We start from the raw sequence: 17,602 nt of genomic DNA on the forward strand, positions 1-17,602 counted from the left end.
TATGTGGTGCTAGCACATCCGTTATATTAGATCTAATAGGAGGAAACACAGAAATGGCTAAAGTATGTTATTTCACAGGTCGTAAGACTGTATCAGGTAACAACCGTTCACACGCTATGAACCAAACAAAACGTGCCGTAAAACCAAACCTTCAAAAAGTAACTGTCCTTATCGATGGTAAACCTAAAAAAGTTTGGGCTTCAGCTCGTGCATTGAAATCTGGTAAAGTAGAACGCGTTTAATAAAGAATATAGAACCTCATAGAGGTTCTTTTCTTTTTCTCTAGAGACAGCTGTCACAGCGGGAGAAGAATAGTCCCTACCCTTTTACAGTTGATCTCTTTTATGGTAGAATAGAATATAAAATACTTTTGAGGTAGAAATTATGACAGTAAAAATCAATACAAAGGACGGTCAAATTGAATTGACTGATGAGGTTATCGCAACTGTTGTAGGCGGTGCCGCTACTGAGATCTTCGGTGTGGTTGGAATGGCCAGCAAAAATGCGATCAAAGATAATTTCCAAGCCCTCCTAGGGAAAGAAAACTTCTCTAAAGGTGTTGTTGTCAAAACAACGGAAGCAGGAACTATCGCAGTTGATGTTTACACTGTTTTGAGCTATGGAACAAAGATTAGCGAAGTCTCAAAAAATATTCAAGAACGTGTGAAATTTAGTTTGGAAAATCAACTTGGAATCACTACGGATACTGTGAATGTCTATATTCAAAATATCAAGATTGTGGGAGAATAATCGTGGCTAATATTACTACAAGTTTATTTCAAGAAATGGTTCAAGCGGGGGCTACGCGCTTAAATAAACAAGCGGAATATGTAAACTCTTTGAACGTCTTTCCTGTACCAGATGGAGATACAGGAACCAATATGGGAATGACCATCGAAAATGGGGCCAAAGAAGTATCTGACCGTTCTGCTTCAACTGTTGGAGAAGCAGCAGGGATCTTCGCTAAAGGTCTCTTGATGGGTGCGCGTGGGAACTCAGGAGTCATCACTTCTCAATTGTTCCGCGGATTTTCTCAAAGTGTCAAAGACAAAGAAGAATTGGATGGAGCAGCGCTTGCAGCAGCCTTCCAGTCTGGTGTAGAAGTTGCTTATAAAGCCGTTATGAAGCCTGTTGAAGGGACCATTTTGACGGTTTCTCGTGGAGCAGCTATCGGGGCCAAGAAAAAAGCAGAATCTACCAATGATGCAGTAGAAGTCATGCGTGCCGCTCTTGAAGGAGCTAAAACAGCTCTTGCGAAGACTCCAGATATGTTGCCAGTCTTGAAAGAAGTTGGCGTGGTAGACTCTGGTGGTCAAGGGTTGGTCTTCATCTATGAAGGATTCTTGTCAGCCTTGACAGGTGAATTCATCGCTTCTGAAGAGTTCCAAGCAACACCTGCAACCATGTCAGAAATGATCAATGCAGAACACCACAAGTCAGTTGCTGGCCATGTCGCAACTGAAGACATCAAGTTTGGTTACTGTACAGAAATCATGGTCGCTTTGAAACAAGGTCCAACCTATGTCAAAGACTTCGATTACGATGAATTCCGTAACTATTTGAACAACCTTGGGGATTCCCTATTGGTGGTGAATGACGATGAGATTGTCAAAGTTCACGTCCATACAGAAGATCCAGGTCTTGTCATGCAAGAAGGTCTTAAGTACGGAAGCTTGGTCAAGGTCAAAGTCGACAACATGCGCAACCAACACGAAGCGCAAGTTGAAAAAGAAGAGCGCCAAGCCAAACCAGTTGAAGAAAAAGAATATGCCATCATCGCAGTAGTTGCTGGTGACGGATTGGCTGATATCTTTAAAGCGCAAGGAGTTGATTACATCATCTCTGGTGGTCAAACCATGAACCCATCAACAGAAGACTTTGTCAAAGCGGTTGAAGAGTTGAATGCGCGCAACATCATTATCTTGCCAAACAACAAAAATATCTTGATGGCGGCTCAATCTGCAGCAGAAGTGATTGATCAACCTGCAGCAGTTGTTGAGACCAAGACTATCCCTCAAGGATTGACTAGTCTTCTTGCCTTTGATGAAAGCAAATCGATCGAAGAAAACTACGAACGCATGAGCGCTTCATTGGGTGATGTTGCGTCTGGTAGTGTGACAACAGCGGTTCGCGATACCACTATTGATGGGCTTGAAATCCATGAAAATGATAATCTTGGAATGGTCGATGGCAAAATCGTTGTTTCAAATCCAGATATGATGGAAACCTTGGAAGAAACATTCGCTCATATGTTGGACGAAGACAGTGAAATTGTGACCATCTATGTCGGTGAAGACGGCAGTGAGGAGTTGGCAAATGAATTGGCCCAAGCCCTTGCTGAGAAGTATGAAGATGTAGAAGTAGAAATCCACCAAGGTGGCCAACCTGTCTACCCATACTTGTTTAGTGTAGAATAATTGAACAGAAGGTTCCTTTCGGAACCTTTTTTTGTATATAGAAAAACGAGGAGATTCCCTATGAAATCAGCGTGATTCAGAGGAATTGAGATTGAAGTGACCCCTACACGGAAGCTTTATTCGTGAGAAAAAGAGGTTTCTGCAAAAAGTCTCATATTCATCAGATTTTTATTCAAATTGAAGAGCTTGAAAAGAGGGGGAAATGGTTTGAGCAGTGGAGTTTTTAGACAAGAAAGATGCGATATGTTATACTGGTATCAGTATGTGAAAGGAGAGTTATAAAAATGAAGAAATTTTTTGTAACCCTTGGGCTAGCCATTTTGGTATTGACTGGTTGTTCGCAATCCCAAACAAAGAAAACTACAACCGCTAGCTCATCTAGCAGTTCCTCTGTTAAAAAAGAAGTAAAAAATGAAGAAAAAACCACAACCTTAGTAGGAGATATCAATGGAACAAAACACCGGGATATCATCAAATCTAAGGGAGATAAGGTTGAAAACCTTCGTATCGAAGTGACAGCTGATCTGCCCCAACAACTTGGAACTATCGCAGCAGAGAAGTCACCTGAAGAGCTCACAGCAGCCATTCAAGCTTTGCTGGAGCAAAATGAAGACTATAAGAAGCTAAAAACCGTTCCCGGTTTTAGTTTGGAATACACAGTCACACCAGAGAAAAAATTGCTCTCAACCAGTGTGATTGACCTCAACCAAATTGACGCCAAGTCTCTTGAAGAAATTTCTTACTTCAAAGATGCTGGTCTCAATGATTTGAAAAACATGAAGGCAGATGCCTTGGTCAAGGCCTTGAAACTGCATGGCATGAAAGAAGAAGGTCAGTAAGAAGAATAGAAAAAGTCGAGTGAAGTCACTTGGCTTTTTTTAGTGACTTTTGTCATGTGAGCGAGTGACAAAATTATCTAGTGGCTGTTATTTTCTTTCGCTATAATATAGTCAGAAAGTAAGAGGTAAGGAAAAATGAAACAATGGTTCTATAAAGTGTTTACGTTAACAGTGGTGGGGATGGTCGTCTATTTGATCTTTTCAAAGGATGATAGTCTCTATTACCATTTTCCTTGGGAATTATTTGCTGGGATTGGCATCATGAGCTGGGCGGTTCAGGAAGGATTGAAAATGATCAAGGCTGTTAAAAAGGAGATGGAGCAATGAAAACAACGGGAGTAACCCTGGTTGTTTTTGCCATCATTCCGGCCGTTTAAGCCTGGTTGAAAGGAGAGTATCATGAGCGTCATTAGAGTAGAGAACTTGAAAAAAAGTATCAAAGGAAAAGTCATTTTAGAAGATCTTTCTTTTGCAGTTGAACGGGGGGATTGTCTGTCCTTGATCGGGCCAAACGGAGCTGGGAAAACAACCTTGATGAACTGTCTTCTGGGAGATATGAAGGCGACTTCTGGGATTATTGAAGTAGAGGGGAAGGCACCTGGTCATCCTCAGTTAAAGGCTAGTGTGTCCTATCTCCCTCAAGAGAATGCCATCGTTCAAAAGTTAACCGTGCAGGAACTGATCAACTTCTTTCGCTCTATTTATCCCCAACCCTTAACAGGGGAAGAAATCGATGATTTATTACGTTTTAGCTCAGAACAAAAGAAGCAATTGGCTAGTAAGTTGTCTGGTGGTCAAAAGCGTCTCTTATCTTTTGTTCTAACCTTGATTGGTCGTCCTAGCTTACTTTTCTTAGATGAGCCAACTGCGGGGATGGATACGTCCACTCGCCAACGCTTTTGGGAGATCGTCGGGCATTTAAAGGAAGAAGGCGTGACCATTGTCTATTCTTCGCATTACATCGAGGAAGTAGAACATACAGCTGATCGGATCCTGGTCTTGCATCAGGGCCATTTGCTTCGGGATACGACACCTCTCGCTATGAGAAGCGAAGAGGTAGAAAAACATTTCACCCTACCTCTACGCTACCAAGCTCTAGTGGCAGAGATGGAAGGCATTGGTCAAGTGGTCATTAAACCCGATGCTCTTCAGGTTGTGACACGCGACGCCAATCGTTTGTGGACTCGCTTGCAAGAAGAAGGATGTTCGATCCAAGAAATCGAAGTGACCAATCGAAGTTTATTGGATTCTATTTTTGAAAATACAAAGGAAGTAGGTAGAGAAGATGAAACGTATGAAAGCTCTTGGCGTGGTTGAGTGGCATTTGACCAGACGTCAAGCCATTTATTACTTGTTATCCATTGGGATGCCCACGGCTTTTTATCTCTTCTTTTCAGGGATGTACCAGGACACACCAGGGGGACCTGCTCACTTTATGAGGGATTATCTCCTCTCCATGACGGCTTTTTCCATGATGTCTACGGCTCTATTTTCCTTTCCAACAGTTCTTGAAACTGATCGACTCAATAATTGGCAAAAAGTCTTGCGCCATACTCCCGTATCTATGGTAGAATATTATCTAATAAAGGTTGTCGGTCTCTTTGTCGACTTTCTCCTATCCATTGGGGTTGTCTTCACCGTGGGTCATGTAGTGCGGCATGTGAATATGCCCCTGCAGGATTGGATCCTTGCAGCCTTCCTTCTCATTTTAGGAAGCCTGGCTTTTGTAGCTATCGGTCTGGTCTTGACCTTGCTTCCTTCTAGCCAATTGATGTCGGTTGCGGGCAATCTCCTTTACATGGGACTGGCTGTCATGGGTGGACTATGGATGCCGATTAGTCTCTTTCCAGAATGGATGCAAGCCATCGGCAAATGCCTGCCAACCTATCAATTGATGGAACTGATCAAGACCTTTTTAAACAAGGGGCGGGTTAATAGCTTTGCTAGTCTCTATTTAGCATTGTTTACCCTGGTCTTCTTTACCCTTGTCATTGTTTATCGTCGTCATTCTGAGGTTCGTTCATGATTGAAAAACTCAAGCGTATCCATTATATGTTTTACGCTAGCCTAGTCTTTATGGGCTTTCCCTTTATCTCTATTTTATTAGGGGAGGTCCCCTACTGGCACTTCTTTTTAGCCCTCTTGTTTATTGCTTCCTATCTAGGAGTCTTGATTACTGAAAACAAAAAGCTGACCTGGATTTGTTGGCTATACCTCCTAGCCTATGTAGCAGGAAATACTCTTTTTATTAACGCCAACTATTTTTGGTTTTATTTCTTCATCAGTAACCTGTTAGTCTATCACTTTGAGATTTGCAATTTTCGCTCTCCTTATCTTTGGACAGTTTTTCTATCGCAATTCCTACTTTTTGGAGTTATCTTTTTCAAACAGAATGCGATGGAGTATGAATGGGTATTTTTAATCATCATTTTCTTCTTTACCCATGCCATGACTTACGGCATGGTTCGGATTCGGATGATGGAAGAGTTGAAAGCTGACCATGCCAAGCAAAATGCCCAGATCAATCTCTTACTGGCAGAAAACGAGCGCCATCGGATTGGCCGTGATCTGCATGACAGTCTAGGACACACCTTTGCTATGCTCAGTGTCAAGGCGGACCTAGCTGATCAATTCTTGGCATTGGGTCAGGTTGAGAAGGCCCAGGAACAGGTGCAAGAGATTCAAGCCATCAGTCAAGAGTCCATGCACCAAGTCCGAGAGATTGTCGAGAACCTGAAGCAGCGAACCCTGGCAAGAGAGCTAGAAACCGTCAAGCAAATGCTGGAAGTAGCTCAAATCAAAGTGGAGATTCAAAACGAGCTTGATACTGCTAGCATCTCGCCGATTCTAGAATCTGCTCTGGCCATGGTATCTCTGGAATTAGCTACCAATATGATCAAACACGCTAAAGCGACGCAGGCCCTTCTCTCTTATCGCTCCACCGAAACAGGTGTAGAAATGGTCGCAGAAGATAATGGCATCGGCTTTGACAAGGTCTCTGACAAAGACCTGCACTCGATTCGCGAACGGATTGCCTTGTTGGGAGGAGAGCTGGAGATCAGTCATCAACACAAGCCGACCCGGATAGAAATACGGATCCCCTATCAAGAAAGGAAATAAGATGCGTTTATTAGTTGCTGAAGACCAAAGTATGTTGCGCGATGCGCTCTGCCAGCTCTTGCTCCTACAAGAGGATGTGGAAGATGTCTTGCAGGCTGGCGATGGGCAAGAGGCTATTCATTTACTCGAAACACATCCAGTCGATATTGCGATTTTAGATATCGAAATGCCCATCAAAACAGGGTTAGAGGTGTTGGAATGGGCTAAAAGTCAACAACCCCAGCTCAAGGTCGTCATCGTTACCACTTTTAAGCGGCCGGGCTATTTCGAGCGGGCCCTCAAGGCTGGAGTGGATGCCTATGTCTTAAAAGAACGCCGCATTACGGATTTGATGGCGACTCTTCATGCAGTTTTAGCAGGGCAAAAAGAATATTCGCCTGAATTAATGGAAGGGATCTTGACCCATCCCAATCCTCTAAGCACTCAAGAAAAGGCAGTTTTAAAAGAAGTCGCAAAAGGGGCTTCTAACCAAGAAATTGCTGATCGCTTATTCCTCTCAAACGGGACCATCCGCAATTATATGTCAGCCATTCTGACCAAGTTGGATGCGGAAAACCGGACTGAGGCGGCAAAAATTGCCCAAGAAAAGGGTTGGTTATAAGGAAGAAAAGTTTCTAGGGTTTCCTAGAGACTTTTTTTGTGATAGACCTAGCATTTTTAGAAAAACTCTCATTCTTCGGATTTGGATAGAAAATTCAGAAAATTTACTATTTTTCCTTGAAATATTTTCTAAAAATGGTATGATAGTAGCATGCTAATTTGATATACAAAGTACTGGAAAGGAGAGACATGGAGAAAATTACCTTAGAAACTGCAAAAACCGGTTCAGAGCTCGTTCTTGAAACCCTGCGTGATTTGGGCATTGACACGATTTTTGGTTATCCTGGTGGAGCGGTTTTGCCTTTATACGATGCCATCTATAGCTTTGAGGGTATCCAGCATATCTTGGGTCGTCATGAACAAGGATGCTTGCATGAGGCTGAAGGCTACGCCAAATCAACTGGAAAGCTGGGTGTCGCAGTCGTCACTAGTGGACCGGGGGCGACCAATGCCATTACAGGGATTGCAGATGCCATGAGCGATAGCGTTCCCTTATTAGTCTTCACTGGTCAAGTCAATCGTGCTGGGATCGGGAAAGACGCCTTCCAAGAAGCAGATATTGTGGGAATTACCATGCCCATCACCAAGTACAACTATCAAGTACGTGAGACGGCAGATATTCCGCGAATTATCACAGAAGCTGTCCATATTGCGACGACTGGACGCCCTGGCCCTGTGGTAATTGACCTTCCAAAGGATGTGTCTGCTTTAGAGACAGATTTCATCTATGAACCAAGTGTGAAGCTTCCAAGCTACCAGCCTACCATTGAACCCAATGAATTGCAGATCAAAAAGATTTTGAAGCAATTGAGTAAGGCTAAAAAACCAGTTCTTCTTGCTGGTGGTGGGGTGAGTTACGCTGGAGCTGCAAAAGAGTTGATTGCTCTAGCAGAGCGCTATCAGATTCCGGTAGTGACCAGTCTGTTAGGTCAAGGAACGATTGCGACCAGTCATCCTCTTTTCCTAGGGATGGGAGGGATGCATGGATCCTTCGCGGCCAATATCGCTATGACAGAGACGGATTTCATGATCAGTGTTGGTTGTCGATTTGATGACCGTTTGACAGGGAATCCAAAGACTTTCGCTAAAAATGCTAAGATTGCCCATATCGACATTGATCCTGCAGAGATTGGTAAGATCATTGCTGTCGACATTCCTGTGGTTGGCGATGCGAAGAAGGCCTTGCAGCAGTTGCTAGCAGAGCCGACGGTTCATAACAATACAGAAAAATGGATCGAAAAGGTGACCCAAGATAAGAACCGGGTTCGTTCATACGACAAGAAGGAACGGGTTGTACAGCCACAAGCTGTGATTGAACGCATCGGAGAGTTGACCAAGGGGGACGCTATTGTCGTCACAGACGTTGGACAACACCAAATGTGGGCTGCTCAATACTATCCTTACCAAAATGAGCGCCAATTGGTAACATCTGGTGGTCTAGGAACGATGGGATTCGGTGTTCCTGCAGCTATCGGAGCGAAAATTGCCAATCCAGATAAAGAAGTTGTTCTCTTTGTCGGAGATGGTGGTTTCCAAATGACCAACCAAGAATTGGCGATCTTAAATATTTATAAGGTTCCGATCAAGGTCGTTATGCTCAACAACCACTCGCTTGGGATGGTCCGCCAATGGCAAGAAGCCTTCTATGATGGTCGGACGTCAGAGTCAGTCTTTGATAGCCTTCCGGATTTCCAATTGATGGCGCAAGCTTACGGGATCAAGAATTATAAATTTGATAATCCTGAAACTCTTGAGAAGGATTTGGAAGTCATCACAGAAGATGTACCAATGTTCATCGAAGTAGACATTTCTCGGAAAGAGCATGTCTTGCCGATGGTACCAGCTGGTAAGAGTAATCATGAGATGTTGGGGGTGAAGTTTAATGCGTAGAATGTTAACAGCCAAACTTCAAAACCGATCAGGTGTTCTGAACCGCTTTACTGGAGTCTTGTCGAGACGTCAAGTCAATATCGAAAGTATCTCTGTTGGCGCAACAGAAAACCCTAATGTATCGCGGATTACCATTATCATTGATGTTGCTTCGCATGATGAAGTAGAGCAAATCATCAAACAGCTCAACCGCCAAGTGGATGTGATCCGTGTCCGGGATATCACTGATAAACCACACTTGGAGCGCGAAGTGATCCTGGTGAAAGTTTCTGCACCTGCTGAGAAGCGGGCGGAAATCTTGGCCATTATTCAACCTTTCCGTGCGACCGTGGTCGATGTAGCCCCAAGCTCTATCACCGTTCAAATGACGGGAAATGCAGAAAAGAGCGAAGCCCTCATTCGTGTCATTCGGCCGTATGGGATTAAAAACATCGCCCGCACCGGTGCAACTGGATTTACTCGAGATTAATTCTCACCTTAACATTGTTAACTCCGCCTTAAAAAGGCAAATAATAAAATAGAAAAGAGATTTTACTTATGGCAGTTCAAATGGAATACGAAAAAGACGTTAAAGTACCAGCACTTGATGGTAAAAAGATCGCCGTAATCGGTTATGGTTCACAAGGTCATGCACACGCACAAAACTTGCGTGATTCAGGTCATGATGTCATCATCGGTGTGCGTCCTGGTAAATCATTCGATAAAGCAAAAGAAGATGGATTTGAAGCTTACCCAGTTGCAGAAGCAACTAAATTGGCTGATATCATCATGATCTTGGCACCAGACGAAATCCAAAAAGATATCTACAAAGATGAAATCGCTCCAAACTTGAGCGCTGGTAAAGCTCTTGGTTTTGCCCATGGTTTCAATATCCACTTTGGTTACATCAAAGCTCCTGAAGACGTAGATGTCTTCATGGTGGCACCAAAAGGACCAGGTCACTTGGTACGTCGTACGTACACTGAAGGATTTGGTGTACCAGCACTTTACGCTGTCTACCAAGATGCTACTGGTAACGCGAAAGACATCGCAATGGACTGGGCAAAAGGTGTTGGTTCAGCACGTGTTGGTCTCCTTTCAACAACCTTCAAAGAAGAAACAGAAGAAGATTTGTTTGGTGAACAAGCCGTTCTTATGGGTGGTTTGACAAGCTTGATCGAAGCTGGATTTGAAGTTTTGACAGAAGCTGGTTATGCACCTGAATTGGCTTACTTCGAAGTACTTCATGAAATGAAATTGATCGTTGACTTGATCTACGAAGGTGGCTTCAAGAAAATGCGTCAATCATGTTCAAATACTGCAGAATTTGGTGATTTCGTAACTGGTCCACGTGTTATCGGTCCAGAAGTAAAAGAAAACATGAAAGCTGCCCTTGCTGATATCCAATCAGGTAAATTTGCACGTGAATTCGTTGAAGACCACGATGCTGGTTTCCCACGTTTGAAAGCCTTCCGCAAACAAGCTGAAGAACTTGAAATTGAAAAAGTTGGTGCTGAATTGCGTAAAGCAATGCCATTCGTTGGTCAAAACGACGATGACGCCTTCAAAATCTACAACTAATTGTCTGTAGAAGACTAAGCAAGTTGGGACACCCTAGCTTGCTTTTTTGATCAATACACAGCAACAGAGGTATGAAATGATAACAGCAAAAGATGTGGCCAAGGCCCATAAAATATTAAGTGGAGTCGTTGTCAATACGCCCCTTGAATACGACCACTATTTATCTGAAAAATATGGGGCAAAGATTTATTTGAAAAAAGAAAACGCCCAACGTGTTCGTTCTTTTAAGATTCGTGGAGCGTATTTTGCAATTTCTCAACTATCAAAAGAGGAGCGTGAGCGTGGGGTTGTCTGTGCTTCAGCAGGAAACCATGCCCAAGGGGTTGCCTATACTTGTAATGAAATGAAGATTCCTGCGACTATCTTCATGCCGATTACAACACCGCAACAAAAGATTGGACAAGTCCGCTTCTTTGGTGGGGACTATGTAACGATCAAGTTGGTCGGGGATACCTTCGATGCTTCAGCTAAGGCAGCACAAGAATTTACGCTTGCAGAAAAACGAACCTTTATTGACCCATTTGACGATCCACATGTACAGGCAGGTCAAGGGACAGTAGCTTATGAAATCCTTGAGGAAGCTCGAAAAGAGTCGATTGACTTTGATGCTGTCCTCGTTCCTGTTGGTGGAGGAGGGCTCATTTCAGGTGTGTCTACCTACATCAAAGAAACGGATCCTCGGATTGAAGTCATTGGGGTAGAGGCTGAAGGAGCCCGCTCCATGAAGGCTGCTTTTGAAGCAGGTGGTCCCGTCAAATTACCAGAAATCGATAAGTTTGCAGACGGGATTGCTGTGCAAAAAGTGGGACAATTGACTTATGAAGTGACCCGTCAACATGTGGAAACTTTGGTTGGGGTCGATGAAGGCTTGATTTCAGAGACTTTGATTGATCTTTATTCCAAACAAGGGATCGTAGCTGAACCAGCAGGAGCGGCCAGTGTGGCATCCCTTGAAATCTTACGCGAATACATCAAGGGGAAAACCATTTGTTGTATTATCTCAGGTGGGAATAATGATATCAACCGTATGCCTGAGATGGAAGAACGGGCCTTGATCTACGATGGGGTCAAACACTACTTTATCGTCAATTTCCCACAACGTCCAGGGGCCCTTCGTGAATTTGTAAATGATATCTTAGGTCCAAATGATGATATTACACGTTTTGAATACATCAAGCGTGCTAGTAAGGGAACAGGCCCTGTCTTGATTGGGGTTACTTTGGCCAATAAGCATGACTATGCAGGTTTGGTTAACCGTATCGAGCGTTTTGATCCGTCTTTCATTAACTTGAACGGCAATGAAACTCTCTATAATATGCTGGTCTGAGTATCATGCAGAAATAATCGACTATTTAAGCAATATATTTTTATGGAATATATTGCTTTTTTATGAAGACTTGTGATATGATATGCGTAAATTAAAAGGAGGAACTTTTTATGCCTGGATTTTTTATCTTTATTTTATTCTTGCTAATGGTTGCAGGATTCATTGTGATTAGCTCACTATATGTAGTCAAGCAACAATCAGTTGCCATCATCGAGCGTTTCGGACGTTATCAAAAAATTAGCGATAGTGGCATTCATATGCGAGCGCCTTTTGGCATCGATAAAATTGCCGCACGAGTTCAATTGCGCGTCTTGCAGAGTGAGATCGTGGTTGAAACAAAAACTCAGGATAACGTGTTCGTTACCATGAATGTGGCGACGCAATACCGAGTGAACGAAAGCAACGTAAAGGATGCTTACTACAAACTCATGCGTCCAGAATCACAGATTAAATCATACATTGAAGATGCTCTTCGTTCTTCTGTGCCTAAGTTGACCTTGGATGAATTATTTGAGAAAAAAGATGAAATCGCTCTTGAAGTTCAAAAACAAGTAGCAGAAGAAATGTCAACTTATGGATATATTATTGTTAAAACCTTGATCACCAAAGTTGAGCCAGATGCCGAAGTGAAACAATCCATGAACGAGATCAATGCAGCGCAAAGAAAACGCGTGGCAGCTCAGGAATTGGCAGAAGCAGACAAGATTAAGATCGTTACCGCTGCCGAAGCAGAGGCGGAAAAAGACCGTTTGCACGGGGTTGGTATTGCCGAGCAACGGAAGGCCATTGTCGATGGATTGGCAGACTCTATTAAAGAGTTAAAAGGTGCGAATGTAGACTTGACCGAAGAACAAATCATGTCTATTCTCCTAACCAACCAGTACTTAGATACCTTAAATAATTTTGCAGATAAAGAAGGGAATAATACGATTTTCCTACCAGCAAACCCTGATGGCGTCGAAAACATTCGTACACAAATATTATCAGCCCTGAAAGCAAAGTAAACTTTTTCTCATTTTTTAAAAAAGGTTCGTATTTTCAGCGATTTTAGTTGACAAAATGTGCAAAAAAATTTATATTAGTATTGGAAATAATAATATAGGAGAAAGATCATGGCTAAATCGAACTTTGAAAAAGTAGAATCAGTTGTTGGTTGGGTACGCGATAAGAAAATTACGGGATATCGTATCAGTAAAGAAACAAATGCCCGTGAAATGTCTATCATTGCCTTGGCTCAAGGACGTGCAAAAGTGAAGAATATCTCGTTTGAAACTGCACTTGGATTGATTGATTTTTATGACAAAAATCATCAAAAATTCGAAGATTAATTTGTTGTTCCAATTGAAAACCAGAGAGTTTCCTCTCTGGTTTTTTTCTATGCCTCAAAAGCAGAAGCGGTACAAAAAAACAGCTTGCTTCCATACTGGTAAGCAAACTGTTTCAAGAGATTAATGTAAGAAGCGTTGAAGGAATTCCTTGGTCCGTTCTTCTTTTGGATTGCTAAAGATTTCTTTTGGATCTCCTTGCTCAGCGATGACACCCTTGTCCATGAAGATGACCCGACTAGAGACATCGCGGGCAAATTCCATTTCGTGGGTGACAACAATCATGGTCAGGCCTTCTTTTGCAAGGTCCTGCATGATTTTCAAGACTTCCCCAACCATTTCTGGGTCTAGGGCAGAAGTCGGTTCATCGAAGAGAATGGCATCAGGATCCATAGAGAGGGCGCGTGCGATGGCGACCCGTTGCTTTTGACCACCTGAAAGTTGTTTCGGACGGGCAGCCCAATATTGAGATCCCATACCGACTTTTTCAAGGTTTTCTTTGGCAACTTTCTCTGCAGTCTCACGATCACGCTTGAGGACGGTCGTTTGTGCAACGATCGTGTTTTCCAATACGTTTAAATTTTCGAAGAGATTAAAGCTTTGGAAAACCATCCCTAATTTCTCGCGGTAGTGGGTAAGATCATACTCAGGATCAAGAACATTTTGTCCACGATAGAGAATCTCTCCAGCTGTAGGAGTTTCTAGAAGATTGATGGAGCGAAGGAAGGTTGATTTTCCGCTACCAGAGCTCCCGATGATAGAGATTACCTCTCCTTTTTCAACCGTAAGGGAAATATCTTTCAAAACCTCATTTTGACCATAGGATTTTTTTAAATGTTGGATTTCAAGAATTTTTTCTGCCATTATTTCACCTCCTTGACTTGCATTTGATTGGCGCCTGTAGTGTAGGTGTCAGAATCTAAACGACGTTCGATGTAGCGAAGAATTCGTGTGATAGTAAAGGTGAGGACGAAGTAAATCACTGCAATGATCGTAAAGGTTGGGAAGTATTGGTAGTTTTGAGTTGCGACCGTATTTCCTGTAAAGTACAGTTCAACTACAGAGATAACATTCAAAACAGATGTATCCTTGATGTTAATGACAAATTCATTCCCTGTTGCTGGCAAGATATTGCGAACAACCTGTGGAAGGACGACCTTGCGCATGGTTTGTCCATGGGTCATTCCCAGAGCAGTCGCTGCTTCAAACTGACCTGGATCCACTGCTAAGATCCCACCACGAACAATCTCACTCATATAAGCTCCGGTATTGATGGATACGATAAAGATAGCGGCCCAGGTACGATCCAAGGAAATGTTGAAGGCTTGGGCGGAACCGTAGAAAATGACCATGGATTGAACGATCATCGGAGTTCCGCGGAAGATTTCAATGTAGACATTGAGGAACCAACCAAAGGCAGTTTGGCATCCAGCAAGGAATTTATTTTTAGCCTTCGGAGCTGTCCGGAAGACACCGATTAACAAACCGATAATCAACCCAGCGATAGTTCCAGTCATAGAGATTAAGAGGGTCATTCCAGTTCCCCGTAAGAACTGTGGGCCATTATCCTTTAAAATCTTCATCATTTGGCTAAAGAATGTCTGCTTATCATCACTAGCATCACTGGAAGCTGGTTGCTTCTTAATCATATCATCCATGAGTTTGACTTGGTCTTCAGACGAAATCTTAGCTAGTGCGGCATTGACTTGGTCAATTCTAGTGTCACCCTTCTTCATCCCGATAGCGATAGTCGCATCTTCTTCCCCAACTTCAAATCCTTTTTTGAATTGAATCATCTTAAATTTAGAATTAGCGGACTCGGCGGTTAGGGCTTCGGGACGTTCAGAAACATAGGCATCAATAACACCCGATTCTAAAGCTTGACGCATCTGGGCAAAATCACCCATTGCAGTTTCTTGTTTCGCACCCTTGAGTTGGGAAATGAGAGAATAGAGGTAGACCCCTTGTTGAGAGGTGACCTTTGCATCCTTAAAGTCATCTAGACTAGTGGCGTTTGCATAGTTTCCATCTTTACGAACGAGCATGACCGGTTCACTGGTATAGTAGCTCTTGGAGAAGGCGACCTCTTTTTTACGTTCAGCGGTTGGACTCATCCCAGCGATAATCATATCGATTTTACCAGAAGTGAGGGCTGGAATTAAACCGTTCCAAGATGTTTTTACGATCAGAGGTTTTTTACCTAACTCCTCAGCAACTTTTTTGGCGATTTGGACATCGTACCCATTGGCATATTGATTGGTACCGTCAATTTTAACAGCTCCATTTGCATCATCTTCTTGGGTCCAGTTGAAAGGAGCGTAGGCCGCTTCCATTCCGATTCGTAAATAGTCATCTGCATGAGCAACCTGTGTGATCCCCAGGCAAATGAAAAGCCCCGTTAAGAGCGCGAATAATGTTTTTTTCATTTTTTCTCCTCTTCCTTATTTTAACTTCTCCTATTGTACAGTAAAATAGGCTGCATTTCAAACATGGTCCTCTTTTTATTTAAAAAATGCTATAATAATACAAAGGAGCGTGATCAAATGAAAAAGTATTTGTATGTTTTTTTCGCCTTTCTGGCCTGCCTTTTTGTCAGTCAGAATGTCCATGCATCTAGCCCATCTTATGATGTACTTTACTATGGTGGAACCTTGACCTTGGATACCTGGGACGACGCCACCTATGAGGAAGAACTGGTTTATTATTTCAAAGATTCTTATAGAGGGCAGTATGTTAGCCTAGGAACTGCCGGGAACATGCCACAAGGCTTTGCAATTGAGATACCGCCAAAGGTTGAGGTGGAAGGTCGTGATCTTCAAAGAGAACCCGAGATTACGAATCTAGGTGATGGCTACCGAGTGAAAATTTATAACAGTGGTGTAGCGCAAGATACAGTCAAAATAAAAGTCACATGGAAATTAAAAAATCTTCTTTATTCACACAAGGATATCTTGCAGTTGAACTGGAAACCGATCACAGATGGCGATCAGAAGGTGGACGAGGTTCAATTTCGTGTTATTCCTAAGTTCGCGCCCGCAAATGCCCAATCGGAACTGTATATCCATACAGCCTTTATGGGACCGGATGTGACTGTAAAGAAAGAAGATGGAATCTATTCTGCCACCTTCTATAACCTAGGCAAAGGAAAGGCTGTGGAGTTGTATGGTTACTGGTTGAAGTCAGACCTAACTACTTTGTATGATTCTGGTCGAAATACAGGATTGACCAAATTGGATGAATTTCACAAGAACCAAGCTAAAATTGAACAGGAAAAATACTGGACACGCATGTTTTGGAACTGGATCTTGCCAGCCTTCATTATTGCACTCTGGCTTCTTTCTCTCTTGGGTCGCAATCGGTTCAAAAAAATGATTTGGCCTGGTGTGACCTATCCGACCGATACTCGTCTTTATGAAATTCCACAGGATATTGCACCTCTTGTCATGAGCTCGGTTGTTTATTCAGCTGAATTAGACGAGGCCTCCCCGACCAATAAAGAGAAGGCAACTCCGCCAGTGTTTACATTTGAAAAAATGCTTCAAGCTACATTGCTGGATTTGATGGATCGTGGAGTGATTGTCTACGAGCAACAAGGAAATGAAGTCGTTTTGACGAGAAAGTCTCATGGACATGTGGATGATTTTGAACGCTCCTTTATGAATATGGCTTTTGGGGATCAAGTTTCCTGTCCTGTTAACCGTCTCTTTGAGAATTATGAATTTAGTGATGATGTATACAAACATGCTAAAAAAGCAGATCAAGATGCGATTCGTTCACTAGGAAGTAAGGCTCAGGCTCGTTTTGATACGGCTGTCAACCAAGTGGCCCGAGATGTTCATCGCAAGGTGGAAGATCTCCATTTGCCAAGCTACTATCGCCCTTTAGAAGCAAAAGAAGAAGCGCAAGCTAGACGAAGTCTCTTCTTTGGTTGGGCTGCTTGGTTTATCGCCCTTGGAGCAGAAATCTTTGCCATCTTTGGGATGGGTTGGTTCTCTGTTCCTTGTTTGATAGGGATCCTCATACTTTGGTTTATGCCAGTGCGCTTCAATGGTGTCTTTAAGGCCTGCCTACGAGATGGGGTTGTCAATCTTGCGGGAGCTGAGCAACGCTATTACTGGGATAGTTTTGGTCGGATGTTGAAAGAAATTGCCCACCTTAACGATGCAGAGTTGCAGTCTCTGGTCCTATGGAACCGCTTATTGGTTTATGCGGCCTTGTATGGTGTAGCCGATCAGGTTACAAAGGTCATGAAACTTCGGAATATTCATTTAGAAAATCAAGCCTTAAACGCCTTCGTTTACACCCCGTTCTATCATGATGTGACCCACTCAAGTCATGCCATGTCTACTTATGGATCGACAGCATCGACAGCTAGTCATTTCACAGTTTCCTCTGGTAGTGGAGGAGGTTTCTCTGGCGGAGGAGGCGGAGGAGGCTTTGGCGCCTTCTAAGTAGCGCTGAGAATGGTCTTGGTCGCTCTTTCCCTTCTAGTTTAGAGGGCCTGGTCCAGTCCATAGATTTATG

At 43.0% G+C, this 17,602-nt stretch carries 18 protein-coding genes; 16 read left to right on the forward strand and 2 right to left on the reverse strand.

What is annotated here, in order from left to right:
• The first annotated feature begins 53 nt into the window (after positions 1-53).
• The 15 genes from rpmB to WKT08_RS09895 all read left to right on the forward strand — a co-directional run bounded on the left by rpmB (position 54) and on the right by WKT08_RS09895 (position 13,081).
• Positions 54-242 carry a 50S ribosomal protein L28 gene (gene rpmB, locus WKT08_RS09825; protein ID WP_001140948.1) on the forward strand — a complete coding sequence of 63 codons (189 nt, stop codon included), beginning with the start codon at positions 54-56 and terminating at the stop codon, positions 240-242.
• A gap of 142 nt (positions 243-384) precedes the next feature.
• A complete protein-coding gene (locus tag WKT08_RS09830; RefSeq protein WP_003004393.1) occupies positions 385-750 on the forward strand; it encodes an Asp23/Gls24 family envelope stress response protein in 366 nt (121 codons plus the stop codon).
• 2 nt (positions 751-752) lie between these two features.
• Entirely contained in the window at positions 753-2,417 is a 1,665-nt protein-coding gene (locus WKT08_RS09835) for a DAK2 domain-containing protein (RefSeq protein ID WP_014712937.1), read from the forward strand.
• Between the two features lie 284 nt (positions 2,418-2,701).
• Entirely contained in the window at positions 2,702-3,256 is a 555-nt protein-coding gene (locus WKT08_RS09840; protein WP_023919327.1) for an SP0191 family lipoprotein, read from the forward strand.
• A gap of 135 nt (positions 3,257-3,391) precedes the next feature.
• Positions 3,392-3,583 carry a hypothetical protein gene (locus tag WKT08_RS09845; protein WP_014712940.1) on the forward strand — a complete coding sequence of 64 codons (192 nt, stop codon included), beginning with the start codon at positions 3,392-3,394 and terminating at the stop codon, positions 3,581-3,583.
• Positions 3,584-3,655: 72 nt separating this feature from the next.
• On the forward strand, positions 3,656-4,573 hold the full coding sequence (locus tag WKT08_RS09850; protein WP_340281780.1) for an ABC transporter ATP-binding protein: 918 nt from the start codon (positions 3,656-3,658) through the stop codon (positions 4,571-4,573).
• A complete protein-coding gene (locus WKT08_RS09855) occupies positions 4,542-5,282 on the forward strand; it encodes an ABC transporter permease (protein WP_340281782.1) in 741 nt (246 codons plus the stop codon). Before WKT08_RS09850 ends, WKT08_RS09855 begins: the two co-directional genes overlap by 32 nt.
• On the forward strand, positions 5,279-6,376 hold the full coding sequence (locus tag WKT08_RS09860; RefSeq protein WP_340281784.1) for a sensor histidine kinase: 1,098 nt from the start codon (positions 5,279-5,281) through the stop codon (positions 6,374-6,376). Before WKT08_RS09855 ends, WKT08_RS09860 begins: the two co-directional genes overlap by 4 nt.
• 1 nt (position 6,377) lies before the next feature.
• Positions 6,378-6,977 carry a response regulator transcription factor gene (locus WKT08_RS09865; protein ID WP_340281786.1) on the forward strand — a complete coding sequence of 200 codons (600 nt, stop codon included), beginning with the start codon at positions 6,378-6,380 and terminating at the stop codon, positions 6,975-6,977.
• Positions 6,978-7,165: 188 nt separating this feature from the next.
• Positions 7,166-8,866, forward strand: a complete 1,701-nt coding sequence (locus WKT08_RS09870; protein WP_340281788.1) for an acetolactate synthase large subunit — start codon at positions 7,166-7,168, stop codon at positions 8,864-8,866.
• Positions 8,859-9,335: an acetolactate synthase small subunit gene (ilvN, locus tag WKT08_RS09875; protein WP_003010242.1), complete on the forward strand. Its 477-nt coding sequence runs from the start codon at positions 8,859-8,861 to the stop codon at positions 9,333-9,335. Before WKT08_RS09870 ends, ilvN begins: the two co-directional genes overlap by 8 nt.
• A gap of 68 nt (positions 9,336-9,403) precedes the next feature.
• Entirely contained in the window at positions 9,404-10,426 is a 1,023-nt protein-coding gene (gene ilvC, locus WKT08_RS09880; RefSeq protein ID WP_003004157.1) for a ketol-acid reductoisomerase, read from the forward strand.
• A gap of 76 nt (positions 10,427-10,502) precedes the next feature.
• Complete coding sequence (gene ilvA, locus WKT08_RS09885; protein WP_134974731.1) at positions 10,503-11,753, forward strand: threonine ammonia-lyase IlvA; 1,251 nt, start codon at positions 10,503-10,505, stop codon at positions 11,751-11,753.
• Positions 11,754-11,863: 110 nt separating this feature from the next.
• Entirely contained in the window at positions 11,864-12,757 is an 894-nt protein-coding gene (locus tag WKT08_RS09890) for an SPFH domain-containing protein (protein WP_003010253.1), read from the forward strand.
• A 108-nt stretch (positions 12,758-12,865) separates the two neighbouring features.
• Positions 12,866-13,081, forward strand: coding sequence for a capsule biosynthesis transcriptional regulator (locus tag WKT08_RS09895; RefSeq protein ID WP_003004771.1), 216 nt, complete (start codon positions 12,866-12,868; stop codon positions 13,079-13,081).
• Between the two features lie 120 nt (positions 13,082-13,201).
• Here the strand turns inward: WKT08_RS09895 and WKT08_RS09900 are convergent, their stop codons facing one another.
• A complete protein-coding gene (locus WKT08_RS09900) occupies positions 13,202-13,942 on the reverse strand; it encodes an amino acid ABC transporter ATP-binding protein (protein WP_003010256.1) in 741 nt (246 codons plus the stop codon).
• Positions 13,942-15,504, reverse strand: coding sequence for an ABC transporter substrate-binding protein/permease (locus WKT08_RS09905; protein WP_070590528.1), 1,563 nt, complete (start codon positions 15,502-15,504; stop codon positions 13,942-13,944). Before WKT08_RS09905 ends, WKT08_RS09900 begins: the two co-directional genes overlap by 1 nt.
• A gap of 117 nt (positions 15,505-15,621) precedes the next feature.
• Between WKT08_RS09905 and WKT08_RS09910 the strand changes: the two genes are divergently transcribed.
• Positions 15,622-17,529 (forward strand): DUF2207 family protein, encoded by a 1,908-nt coding sequence (locus WKT08_RS09910; protein ID WP_340281796.1) that lies wholly within the window; start codon positions 15,622-15,624, stop codon positions 17,527-17,529.
• The last annotated feature ends 73 nt before the right edge of the window (positions 17,530-17,602 follow it).

This window comes from Streptococcus sp. HCA-5024 (genome assembly GCF_037890265.1).
Lineage (GTDB): Bacteria > Bacillota > Bacilli > Lactobacillales > Streptococcaceae > Streptococcus > Streptococcus lingualis.